Below are 11,003 nucleotides of genomic sequence, written 5' to 3'. Positions count from 1 at the left end.
GCCTGCCCGGCGAGGGCCCGGCTCAGGGACAGCTCCCCCGCCTGGAGGCGGCGGATGGCGTCCAGGTCCAGGCTCAGCCGCCGCAGCAGCTTGATCTTTTCCAGGGTGCGCACGTTGTCCTCGGAGTAGTCCCGGTAGTTGTTCTCCCGCCGCTCCGGGGTGAGCAGCCCCTCCTGCTCGTAGAACCGGATGCTGGTCCTGGGCAGGCCGGTGCGCCGCTCCAATTCCTTGATGGTCATGCCGTTTCCTCCTTTTCGTGTTCCAGACAGGCGGTGAACCGCAGGGTCAGTTCCCCGGCTCCGGGGGCCTCCTGGAGAAGCCGCCCGTTCTCCCCGGTGAGTTGATAGCCCACGCTGGACAGGACCTCTATCTGGGCGGTGACGCCCTCTGTCTGGCGTCCCGAAACGGAGAGGCTGCTGCCCACCTGGGCGAAGTTCACCTGGTCCAGGGACCGCACCAGGTCAAAGCCGTCCCGATCATTGGCGCAGTCCCGCCACGGGGCGGACCAGTCCGCGCCGCCGGGGGAGATGGCCGAAAACAGGTGGGGCAGGAACTCCGTCATGGAGAACCACAGGTCCAAGGTCTCCTGGTGGGGGTTCCCCTTGGGGGACCAGAGGAGAGTAAATCCGGTGACATAGCCTTCCTCGTCCGTGGTAAATTCCACCGGCCCCCACTCGCTGTTCTCCAGAGAGACCCAGTGCCACTGCTCCAGGTACACCGGGGGCGGGACCGTCCAGCTGCCGTCCGCCGCCAGGATGGGGATGGGGCGCGTCCCAAAGACGTCGCTCCAGGGCTGTGGCATCCGCTGTTCCAGAAAGTTGTAGTTGGCCGCGGCCTGGGCGGGGGTGAGGGGGCCGCTGGGATAGGGGATGCGGTAACTCCAATCGTCGATCCGGTCCAGCGGGCGGGCAGCCCACAGCAGCAGTCCGGCCAGCACAAAGGCCGCGGCCCGGGCCGGACCTGCCGGGCGGCCCGTATACTCCAACCCCCGGTCCCAGGGCAGCACCCGGTCCCGCCGACAGGCGCTCCAGCTGGCGGCCAGGCACACGAGACGGAGCAGGGGGATTCCCAGACCCGTCCCCCGAAGGAACAGGTAGAGGGTACGCCGCAGAGCGCTCCACCAGGTGAGCTTGCTCCCATCCACCCGGCGCACCTTCAGCCGCAGCAGCCATTTGCCGGGGGTGTAGCCCCAGGTACACAGCAGAATGGGCTCCAGCAGCAGAAGGAACAGCCATCCGCCCAACCAGAGAGCGGCGGCGTTCGCATACCCGTAGAGGGCCTCGGGCCCCCAGCCCGCCCAGTCCCAGCGGAACAGGAGAAGCCGGAACGCGGTCCAGAGAACCGCCGCCAGAGACCAGTCCAGCGCCCGGGCGAAGTACCGCCGCCAGGGGTAGGGAGCGGCGGCGATGGAGTCCTGCTCCGTCGGGTCCACCCGCCGGGACAGGGGGAGGCTTTTCTCCTCCAGGGCGGCCAGCCAGGGTTCCGGGTCCAGGTCGTCGTAGGAGGTCTCCGTCCGGCTCAGCTCCTCACACACCTGGGCGTACCGCTCCAGGTCGGCCCGGTCCCCCTCCAGGGCCAGAGCCTGCCCGGCGAGGGCCCGGCTCAGGGACAGCTCCCCCGCCTGGAGGCGGCGGATGGCGTCCAGGTCCAGGCTCAGCCGCCGCAGCAGCTTGATCTTTTCCAGGGTGCGCACGTTGTCCTCGGAGTAGTCCCGGTAGTTGTTCTCCCGCCGCTCCGGGGTGAGCAGCCCCTCCTGCTCGTAGAACCGGATGCTGGTTCTGGGCAGGCCGGTGCGCCGCTCCAACTCCTTGATGGTCATGGTTTCCCCCTCCTTACACCACCAGTGTAGGGTATCCACCTGGTATATAGTCAAGAATTTTTTTCAAACTGGGTGGATTTTTCTTGAAAAGCCGCCTGCCGCGCCGGACGGAGCGCAAAAAGGCGGGCCCCCAAGGGGGCCCGCCAAGAGAACTTGCGGTAAAATCTCAGTTTCCGGCCAGAGCGGCAGTAATAATGGCCATGGAATAGACCTCCTGGGCGTTGCAGCCGCGGGACAGGTCGTTGATGGGGGCGTTCAGGCCCAGCAGGATGGGGCCGTAGGCCTCGAAGGAGCCCAGGCGCTGGGCGATCTTGTAGCCGATGTTGCCGGCGTTGATGTCGGGGAAGATGAAGGTGTTGGCGTAGCCGGCCACCTTGGAGTCGGGGCACTTGGTCTGAGCCACGCGGGGGGAGACGGCGGCGTCAAACTGCATCTCGCCGTCCACAGGCACGTCGGGCATGGCGGCCTTGGCCTTCTCGCAGGCGTTGCGCATCTTGTCCACGTCCTCGCCCTTGCCGGAGCCGAAGGTGGAGTAGCTCAGGAAGGCCACCTTGGGGTCCACGCCGAAGATCCGGGCGCACTTGGCGGTCTCCACGGCGATCTCCACCAGCTCGTCCTCGTTGGGCTTGATGTTGATGGCGCAGTCGCCCATGGCCAGCACGTCGTTGTCGCCGGTGGCGGAGGGGCGCACCAGGATGAAGCAGGAGGAGACGATCTTGTTGCCGGGCTTGGTCTTCACCAGCTGCAGGGCGGGGCGGACGGTGTCGGCGGTGGAGTAGGTGGCACCGCCCAGCAGGGCGTCGGCCTCACCCATGGCCACCAGCATGGTGCCGAAGTAGTTGCTCTTCTTCAGGGCGGCCCGGACCTCGTCCTCGGTCATCTTGCCCTTGCGCAGCTCCACCATCTTGGCCACCATGGCCTCCATGTTCTCATACTTCTCCGGGTCGATGATGACGGCGCCCCGGATGTTGAAGCCGGCGTCCTCGGCGGCGGCGCGGACCTCGTCCTCATTTCCCAGCAGGATGGGGGTCAGGAACGTACCGGACAGCAGGCGGGCGGAGGCCTCCAGAATGCGGGGGTCGGTGCCCTCGGTAAAGACGATCTTACGGGGATGCTCTTTCAGAATGCTGATCAGTTTCTTGAACATTGTGAACCATTCCTTCCAGACAAAACTTGAAAGCGGGAAAACACCTGTTTTCAGGGTCTATGGTAGCATTTTCCGACGCAAAATGCAAGGGAAACTGCCCTTCCATTTTGCGATAATTTCAATCGTTTTATGCAAAAATTTTGCAGAAAAAAGAAATATGCTCTTTACGACAGGTATACCATCGTTTATACTATACCAAGTGTATTGATTTTCGTTTGAGGTGAGAAATTTGAACGCAGAATTTTCCCGCACCCTGTCCCTTCTGCGGCAGGAAAAAGGGGTCAGCCAGCGCACCGCCGCCGGAGTCCTGGGCATCTCCCAGGCCCTGCTGTCCCACTACGAAAACGGCATCCGGGAGCCGGGCCTGACCTTCGTGGTCAAGGCCTGCGACTACTACGGGGTGTCCGCCGACTACCTGCTGGGCCGGACCCTCACCCGGGACGGCACCACCATCGGTACTGAGGAGCTCTATGACATCAGCGATGAGAAGGACAACTCCATGCGGGGGTCGGTGCTGGCCCTGCTGTCCAAAAAGCTGCTGGTAAACTCGGTGGGCATGCTCTTTGATCTGCTGGGCAAGACGGGCAGCCGGGAGGCCATCCGGGCCGCATCCAACTATCTGTCCACCGCCCTCTATAAAGTCTACCGGCATCTGTACCACGCCAACCCGGAGAACAATCCGGACTTCTTTTCCGTCTCCCAGCGGCACTTTATGGCCGGCCTGGCCGACGCCGACATGCACCTGAGCGAGGTGGAGCTCTCCGACGCCCTGGCCGCCCACGCCAAGGCCAAGGGGAAGATGCCCGAGATGGACCACGCCGCCCTGGCCCGGGACTACCCCGTTTTGTACCAGTCCATGCTCCAGCTCATCCACAACTCCGGGGAGCGGATCAACCAGAGCTTTGCCGCCCGGGAGGGGCAGGGGAAGAAATAGTCTTTTTCCTGCATCCTTGTAGGGCGCCACGACCTCGGCGCGCCGCTTCTGGAGGTTTTCGCAGGGAATTTCGCCGCCTGCGGGCGGCGAGTTCCTTTGCCCACGGCGGCTCGTCGTCGCAAAGTCCACTCCACTCCGTTTCCGCCTAGCGGCGAAAACTGCGTTCGTTCCCTTGCTCCTCCTCTTCCCGGCGAACCTGCTGCGCTGGGCTTCGCCGGGAGTAACGAGGGATTGGGCAAAACGCCCCGGGGCCGATTCCCCTTATCAAGGGGAGATGTCCCGAAGGGACAGAGGGGATAGGGACCGGCTCCAGATGAGCACTTCGTGCTCATAGTCGCTTTTCCCCGGACCCCATTACGGGGGGACGCCCTCCTGGGAGGTTGTGTATCATTTCCGGCGCGCAAACTCTGAGTGGCTCTCTAAATTCCCGCCGGGCCACTGGGCCCTGGGTTTGCAAAAATTGCCGCCGGTGCGGGTCCACTTCTGCGCCTGGGTTTCCTAGCCAACGGCACCGGTCCGAATCCTGGCGGGAGCCCCAAGGGGCTCCCCTACCCGATTCCGGAAAATCTCCTTAAAACCCGTAGGGGAGGGGCTTGCTCCTCCCGCCCAAGCCTTCCCATGGGGGAAGGTGCCCCAGTGCTCACACTGGGGCGGATGAGGGGAACGCTCCCGATCACGCTGCCGCTTCGTTTTCCCGTAGGGGCGGCACACTGGGCCGCCCGGGTGTGCCGCCCCTACGGGAATCGGGGAATGTTCCAGCGTATGCCGTCCCCTGAGCCGAACTTGAGCCCCACACGCCCAAAAGGCGCGCTTCCAACCGATAGAAGCACTGCCCAAAGGTTACCGAGAACTCAGCGGCAGCGGTAATAGACCGGGAACCAGTCAGCTGAACCACCCGCGCCTTTGCGGCGACAGGTCAGTTTGCCTAATTGGCGGCCCCCGTAAAACGGGGGTCCAGGGGACGGGCGAATATGAGCGCGGAGCGCTCATCTGAGCCCGCCCCCTGGTGCCTCTTTGGCTTCTTTCTGGGCATCCAGAAAGAAGCTCGCCGCCGGGGCGGCGAAACGCCCCTTCGATATCGCATTCAGATTTATCCTCCGGCAGCACAAGAAGCCGCCGGCTTTCCCAAGGAGGTATCTATTTTATGACCGATCAATCCAAGATCCGCAATTTTTCCATTATCGCACACATCGATCACGGCAAGTCGACTCTCTCTGACCGCCTCATTGAGCTGTGCAACGCCGTCCCCCAGCGGGAGATGGAGTCCCAGCTGCTGGACAACATGGACCTGGAGCGGGAGCGGGGCATCACCATCAAGGCCCGGGCGGTGCGGCTGGACTACAAGGCCGCCGACGGGGAGACCTATGCCCTGAACCTCATCGACACCCCGGGCCACGTGGACTTCAACTATGAGGTGTCCCGCTCCCTGGCCGCCTGTGAGGGCGCGGTGCTGGTGGTGGACTCCACCCAGGGCGTGGAGGCCCAGACCCTGGCCAACACCTACCTGGCCCTGGAGCACGACCTGGAAATTTTACCGGTGTTCAACAAAATCGACCTGCCCGCCGCAGATCCGGCGAAGGCCAAGCAGGAGGTGGAGGATATCATCGGCCTGCCTGCTCTGGACGCCCCGGAGATCTCCGCCAAGATGGGGGTCAACATCCCCGCCGTGCTGGAGGACATCGTTCAGAACGTCCCCGCCCCCACCGGGGACCCGGACGCCCCTCTGAAGGCCCTGATTTTCGACAGTCAGTACGACCCCTATGTGGGCGTCATCGTCTACTTCCGGGTGATGGAGGGCACCCTGAAGAAGGGGATGAGCGTGAAGATGATGGCCTCCGGCGCCTCCTATCAGGTGCTGGACTGCGGCTATCTGCGTCCCCTGGGGATGGACTCCTGCCCGGAGCTCACCGCCGGCGAGGTGGGCTGGTTCACCGCCTCCATCAAGACGGTGAGCGACACCCGGGTGGGCGACACCATCACGGAGGTGGACCGGCCCGCGGCGGAGGCCCTGCCCGGCTACCGCCCCGCCCAGGCCATGGTGTACTGCGGTATCTACACCGAGGACGGCAGTAAATACCCCGACCTGCGGGATGCCCTGGAGAAGCTGCAGCTCAACGACGCCTCCCTGTCCTTCGAGCCCGAGTCCTCCATTGCCCTGGGCTTTGGCTTCCGGTGCGGATTTTTGGGCATGCTCCACATGGAGATCATCCAGGAGCGGCTGGAGCGGGAGTTCGACCTGGACCTGGTGACCACTCTGCCCTCCGTCATCTACGAGGTGACCAAGACTGACGGGACGGTGGTCCGGGTGGACAACCCCCACAACTACCCCGACCCGGGGCAGATCGCCGAGGCCCGGGAGCCCTACGCCAAGGTGTCCATCATCTCGCCCCCCGACTACGTGGGCAATATCATGCCCATGTGCCAGGAGCGCCGGGGCGTTTTCAAGGACATGCAGTACCTGGACACCAATCTGGTGGAGCTGCACTACTCCATGCCCCTGGGGGAGATTATCTACGACTTCTTCGACGCCCTGAAGGCCCGCACCAAGGGGTACGCCTCTTTGGACTACGAGCTGGAGGGCTACCAGCCCAGCGAGCTGGTGAAGGTGGACCTGCTCCTGAACGGGGACCAGGTGGACGCCCTCTCCTTCATCGCCCACAAGGACAAGGCATACCCCCGGGCCCGGCGCATCTGCGAGAAGCTAAAGGAAAACATCCCCCGCCAGCTCTTCGAGGTGCCCATCCAGGCGGCCATCGGCGGCAAGATCATTGCCCGGGAGACCGTCAAGGCCATGCGCAAGGACGTGCTGGCCAAGTGCTACGGCGGCGACATCACCCGAAAGAAGAAGCTGCTGGAGAAGCAGAAGGAAGGCAAAAAGAAAATGCGGACCTTGGGTACCGTGCAGCTGCCCACCGAAGCATTTATGGCCGTCCTCAAGCTGGACGAGGAGTAAATTTGTTTTTCAAAAAATGGGAGCTGGTGCGCGGAATGCGCATCAGCTCCCAAAATTCTGATATTGGACCGCCCGCCCGGAATTAAGCTCTGGGGTAGGGCTCGGGGTGATTGGTCAGCCCCAGCAGGTAGTCGACGCTGGTGTCAAAGTAGAGGGCCAGCTCCTTTAAGACCGGGATCGGAATGTTCAGATTTCCCAGTTCGTAGTCGGAATAGGTGGTCTGGTGGATATGAAGCACCCTCGCCAGATCGGCCTGGGACAAGTCCCGGTCCTCCCGCAGGGTGCGAAGATGGTCCAACATGTCAAAATCACCTCGAAAATAAGAACAGGGGCGGCTGATAGCCGCCCCTACAAAATACAGGGGAGCTCCCCCAATTTGCGTAGGGGCTGGACACCGGCCGGCCCGCCCGGGAATGGACCGCGGCTTAGGACGGGCGGCCCAGCGTGCCGCCCCTACAGGAAGGGAGCTGCCTACGGCGGGCGGGTGAGGACACCCGCCCCTACGCGGATACAGGGACGTCCCCATTTGCCTCGTAGGGGCCGGTCCCAGACCGGCCCAGTGTGCCGCCCCTACATAATCCCAAAATTGAGTAGGGGAGCCCCTTGGGGCTCCCGCCAGAAATTGCCTCAGCCAAGAGTCCACCCTCATCCGGCTGGCCGAAAGCCAGCCACCTTCCCCCTTGTAGGGGGAAGGCTTGCGGGCGGCCCCATGTGGCCGCCCCTACGGGGGAAACGGTCCCGGGACGTTGGTTCGGAAGCGGTAGGCGCAGGAATAAAATCGCACCAGTCCCAATTTTCTTCCTGTTCAGGCCCCCAGTGGGGCCGGACGGAATGGCACCCAAGCACTCCTGATTTTGCGCGCCGGCAGTTCTCTACCTGCCTCAAGGGGTAATCCCCGTAAACAGGGGCCCGGGGAAAGGCGACTAGGAGCACCGGAACGGTGCTCCTCTGGAGCCGTCCCCGGCGGCGTTTTGGTGACTTTGCCGCCGCGGGCAAAGTCACTCGCCGCCCGCAGGCGGCGAAATCCCCCTGCGAGCGGCGGAATGATCGAATGAAACCCCGCAGCGAAACGAAGTTTCGCACAAAGTTCTTTTGCCTACTTTTCTTTCAAGAAAAGTAGGTTAATTCTTCAAGCTTTGCATAGGTGCGGGAATCCGGCCGCCCCGGTCCACGAAGGCTTTAGCGGAGAAGGGGTGCACCGGCTGCACCGGGGCGGAGCCCAGCAGGCCGCCGAACTCCACCATATCTCCCACCTGCTTGCCGGGGGCGGGGATGATGCGCACGGCGGTGGTTTTGGAGTTGACCATGCCGATGGCCGCCTCGTCGGCGATGATGGCGGAGATGGTCTCCGCCGGGGTGTCCCCGGGGACGGCGATCATGTCCAGGCCCACCGAGCACACGCAGGTCATGGCCTCCAGCTTGTCCAGAGTGAGGGCACCGGAAGAGGCGGCAGCGATCATGCCCTCGTCCTCGCTCACCGGGATGAAGGCGCCGGACAGACCGCCCACGTGGGAGGAGGCCATGACGCCGCCCTTCTTCACCGCGTCGTTGAGCAGGGCCAGGGCGGCGGTGGTGCCGTGGGTGCCGCACACCTCCAGGCCCATCTCCTCCAGGATGCGGGCCACGCTGTCCCCGATGGCGGGGGTGGGGGCCAGGGACAGGTCCACGATGCCGAAGGGGGTGTCCAGCCGGCGGCTGGCCTCCTGGGCCACCAGCTGGCCCATGCGGGTGATGCGGAAGGCGGTCTTTTTGATGGTCTCGGCCACCACGTCGAAGGGCTGCCCCTTCACCCCCTGGAGGGCGTGGTGCACCACGCCGGGGCCGGAGACCCCCACGTTGATGACCTTCTCCGGCTCGCCCACCCCGTGGAAGGCGCCGGCCATGAAGGGGTTGTCCTCCACCGCGTTGCAGAACACCACCAGCTTGGCGCAGCCGAAGCCGCCCTGGTCGGCGGTGCGGCCCGCCAGGTCCTTGATGGTGCGGCCCATAAAGGCCACCGCGTCCATGTCGATGCCCGCCTTGGTGGAGCCCACGTTGACGCTGGCGCACACCAGGTCGGTGGTGGACAGGGCCTCGGGGATGGAGGCGATGAGTTTCCGGTCCGCCTCGGTCATCCCCTTCTGCACCAGGGCGGAGAAGCCGCCGATGAAGTTGACGCCGGTGGTTTTGGCCGCCCGGTCCAGGGCGGCGGCGAAGGGGGCGTAGTTGTCCGTCTCCGCGGCGGCGGCCACCAGGGCGATGGGGGTCACCGAGATGCGCTTGTTGACGATGGGGATGCCGAACTCCTTCTCGATGGCCTCGCCGGTGGACACCAGCTTCTCGGCGTACCGGGTGATTTTATCGTAAATGGCGCCGCAGGCCTGTTTGGGGGCGCTGCGGGCGCAGGACAGCAGGGAGATTCCCATGGTAATGGTGCGCACATCCAGATGCTGCTGGTCGATCATCTGGATGGTCTGCATGATTTCGTGTTGACTGAGCATTGGGCGGTCCTCCTAAATGATATCACGCTGCGGATTGGGCGCGCGGACGGGTCGCTTTCGCTGTGGCTCGGGCTGGTCTCCGGGCCGCCTCGCGGCCCTGCGCTCGCCCTCGCTCCGCTCCAAGCTCCCCTGCGCGCCTATCCTCCGCGCTTAGATTCGATGCATGGCGTTAAAGATGTCCTCCCGCTGGATACGGATGGACAGGTTCCGCTCTCTGCCCGCGTCCTCCAGCAGCTGGGAGATCTCCACGATGGACTTGTCGCACGCGGTGGTGTCCACCAGCATGACCATGGTGAAATATTCCTGCAGAATGGTCTGGCTGATGTCCAGGATGTTGATGCTGTGCTGGGCCAGCAGGGAGCACACCGCGGCGGTGATGCCCACCTGGTCCTTGCCGATAACGGTCACAATGGCTTTCATAGCTGTGTACCTTCCTTTCCAGATGTGAGGTCGATGGTCGTCTGTCCGAAAATTTCGTCGCCGCTCCCCTGGAGCTCGTCCAGGGTCAGGTGGAAGCCGGGGAGGAAGCGCTCCATAAAGTAGGCCAGGGCGGGGAGGGGGTTCTGCCGCAGGGCCTCATAGGTCTGCTCGCCCGCCTTCTTAAACTCCAGGTTGCCCGCCTTCAGCTCCTCCACGCACTTCAAGTAGGCGGAGAGCTTATCCGCCGCCTTTACCAGGGCCCGCACCTCCGGGTCGGGGATGGTGAGGATCTCCCGGTACGTGGGCCGGAACTCCTCCGGGAGCATGGAGAGCAGCTTCTGCTCCGCCATGGTCTCCACCGACTTGTAGGCCCCCTGGATGTCCGGGTTGTCGTATTTGATGGGGGTGGGCAGGTCGCCGGTGAGGATCTCGCTGGCGTCGTGGTAGAGAGCCGCCACCGCCACCGCCCCCGGGTCCACCTGGCCGCCGAATTTCTCGTTCTGAATGACCGCCAGGGCGTGGGCCAGCACCGCCACCATGTGGGAGTGCTCCTGGATGTTCTCCGGGTCGGTGTTGCGCATGAGCCCCCACCGGGTGATGTACCGCATGCGGGCAATCATGGGGAAAAAGTGCTCGGACAACGATAAGTCCCTTCCTTCGTCAAGAATGCTGTCATTTTACCACAGTGTCCCGGCCTTTGTAAACCAGGAGCCGCCGCTTTCTCCCGCGGTCTGGCCATGAAACAAAAAAGCGCCGGCGGGCCGCAGTCTGCCCGCCGGCACACGCCGGTTTTCAAGTCCGATGTCAGCTCTCCATGTGCTTGCCCAGAAAGGCGGCGATGGACTGGGCCAGCTTGTACTCCACCTCGCCGCCCCCCAGCTCCTCCTCCGGGGAGGTGAACACCACGCTGCCCAGCACATCCCCCTCGGACAGAATGGGGGCCACGGTGTCCAGAAAGAACCGCCCGTCCTCGTCGCACAGGGGGATGCCGTCCTCGCCCCCCTTGTGCTGATAGATCTGCCGCCCCTCCATGAGCCGCTCCAGGTCGGGGGAGATCTGCTTGTCCATCAGCTCCCGCCGGGGGGCGCCGGAGACGGAGATGATGTTGTCCCGGTCGGTGATCACCGCCGTGCGGCCGGTGGTCCGGTTCAGGGTGTCGCACAGCTGGCCGGCAAATTCGGTCAGCCCGCCCATCAGGGAATACTTCTTGAAAATGACGCTGCCGTCCCGGTCGGTGTAGATCTCCAAGG

Annotated in this window: 11 protein-coding genes; 3 read left to right on the top strand and 8 right to left on the bottom strand. The window is 64.0% G+C overall.

What is annotated here, in order from left to right:
• The 3 genes from H6B31_RS15260 to pta form a co-directional block, all read right to left on the bottom strand.
• Window positions 1-239: MerR family transcriptional regulator (locus tag H6B31_RS15260; protein ID WP_204899287.1), on the bottom strand; the 239-nt coding region annotated here is incomplete at its 3' end.
• The gene (locus H6B31_RS15255; protein ID WP_204899286.1) at window positions 236-1,819 is read right to left on the bottom strand and encodes a MerR family transcriptional regulator; all 1,584 of its coding nucleotides are present in this window, start codon (window positions 1,817-1,819) and stop codon (window positions 236-238) included. The genes H6B31_RS15255 and H6B31_RS15260, both read right to left, overlap by 4 nt.
• A gap of 166 nt (window positions 1,820-1,985) precedes the next feature.
• Window positions 1,986-2,966: a phosphate acetyltransferase gene (gene pta / locus H6B31_RS15250; RefSeq protein ID WP_204899285.1), complete on the bottom strand. Its 981-nt coding sequence runs from the start codon at window positions 2,964-2,966 to the stop codon at window positions 1,986-1,988.
• A 220-nt stretch (window positions 2,967-3,186) separates the two neighbouring features.
• Here pta and H6B31_RS15245 point away from each other — a divergent pair, with 220 nt between their 5' ends.
• The 3 genes from H6B31_RS15245 to lepA all read left to right on the top strand — a co-directional run bounded on the left by H6B31_RS15245 (window position 3,187) and on the right by lepA (window position 6,853).
• Window positions 3,187-3,900 carry a helix-turn-helix domain-containing protein gene (locus tag H6B31_RS15245; protein WP_242972865.1) on the top strand — a complete coding sequence of 238 codons (714 nt, stop codon included), beginning with the start codon at window positions 3,187-3,189 and terminating at the stop codon, window positions 3,898-3,900.
• Window positions 3,901-4,871: 971 nt separating this feature from the next.
• The gene (locus H6B31_RS15240) at window positions 4,872-5,048 is read left to right on the top strand and encodes a hypothetical protein (RefSeq protein ID WP_204899284.1); all 177 of its coding nucleotides are present in this window, start codon (window positions 4,872-4,874) and stop codon (window positions 5,046-5,048) included.
• Window positions 5,045-6,853 carry a translation elongation factor 4 gene (gene lepA / locus H6B31_RS15235; RefSeq protein ID WP_204899283.1) on the top strand — a complete coding sequence of 603 codons (1,809 nt, stop codon included), beginning with the start codon at window positions 5,045-5,047 and terminating at the stop codon, window positions 6,851-6,853. The genes H6B31_RS15240 and lepA overlap by 4 nt, the downstream gene beginning before the upstream one ends.
• An 82-nt stretch (window positions 6,854-6,935) precedes the next feature.
• On the opposite strand, the gene H6B31_RS15230 is transcribed toward lepA, so the two are convergent.
• From H6B31_RS15230 to H6B31_RS15210, 5 genes are all read right to left on the bottom strand, one after another.
• On the bottom strand, window positions 6,936-7,154 hold the full coding sequence (locus tag H6B31_RS15230; RefSeq protein ID WP_204899282.1) for a helix-turn-helix domain-containing protein: 219 nt from the start codon (window positions 7,152-7,154) through the stop codon (window positions 6,936-6,938).
• Between the two features lie 820 nt (window positions 7,155-7,974).
• Entirely contained in the window at window positions 7,975-9,333 is a 1,359-nt protein-coding gene (locus tag H6B31_RS15225) for a PFL family protein (protein WP_204899281.1), read from the bottom strand.
• Between the two features lie 150 nt (window positions 9,334-9,483).
• Window positions 9,484-9,753 carry an ACT domain-containing protein gene (locus H6B31_RS15220; protein ID WP_191436601.1) on the bottom strand — a complete coding sequence of 90 codons (270 nt, stop codon included), beginning with the start codon at window positions 9,751-9,753 and terminating at the stop codon, window positions 9,484-9,486.
• Window positions 9,750-10,394 carry a 5'-deoxynucleotidase gene (gene yfbR, locus H6B31_RS15215; RefSeq protein WP_204899280.1) on the bottom strand — a complete coding sequence of 215 codons (645 nt, stop codon included), beginning with the start codon at window positions 10,392-10,394 and terminating at the stop codon, window positions 9,750-9,752. Before yfbR ends, H6B31_RS15220 begins: the two co-directional genes overlap by 4 nt.
• A gap of 163 nt (window positions 10,395-10,557) precedes the next feature.
• Window positions 10,558-11,001: a stage V sporulation T C-terminal domain-containing protein gene (locus H6B31_RS15210; protein WP_243419091.1), complete on the bottom strand. Its 444-nt coding sequence runs from the start codon at window positions 10,999-11,001 to the stop codon at window positions 10,558-10,560.
• Window positions 11,002-11,003: the final 2 nt, after the last annotated feature.

The sequence above is a fragment of the Pseudoflavonifractor capillosus genome, from assembly GCF_016899775.1.
Lineage (GTDB): Bacteria > Bacillota > Clostridia > Oscillospirales > Oscillospiraceae > Lawsonibacter.
This window is presented reverse-complemented; position numbering and strand designations above follow the sequence as displayed.

What these genes read in the sequence shown, in the direction of transcription:
- H6B31_RS15230 (WP_204899282.1), bottom strand. Translation starts at nt 7,154, where the DNA reads ATGTTGGACCATCTTCGCACCCTGCGGGAGGACCGGGACTTGTCCCAG.
- H6B31_RS15240 (WP_204899284.1), top strand. Translation starts at nt 4,872, where the DNA reads ATGAGCGCGGAGCGCTCATCTGAGCCCGCCCCCTGGTGCCTCTTTGGC.
- pta (WP_204899285.1), bottom strand. Translation starts at nt 2,966, where the DNA reads ATGTTCAAGAAACTGATCAGCATTCTGAAAGAGCATCCCCGTAAGATC.
- H6B31_RS15220 (WP_191436601.1), bottom strand. Translation starts at nt 9,753, where the DNA reads ATGAAAGCCATTGTGACCGTTATCGGCAAGGACCAGGTGGGCATCACC.
- H6B31_RS15225 (WP_204899281.1), bottom strand. Translation starts at nt 9,333, where the DNA reads ATGCTCAGTCAACACGAAATCATGCAGACCATCCAGATGATCGACCAG.
- H6B31_RS15255 (WP_204899286.1), bottom strand. Translation starts at nt 1,819, where the DNA reads ATGACCATCAAGGAGTTGGAGCGGCGCACCGGCCTGCCCAGAACCAGC.
- lepA (WP_204899283.1), top strand. Translation starts at nt 5,045, where the DNA reads ATGACCGATCAATCCAAGATCCGCAATTTTTCCATTATCGCACACATC.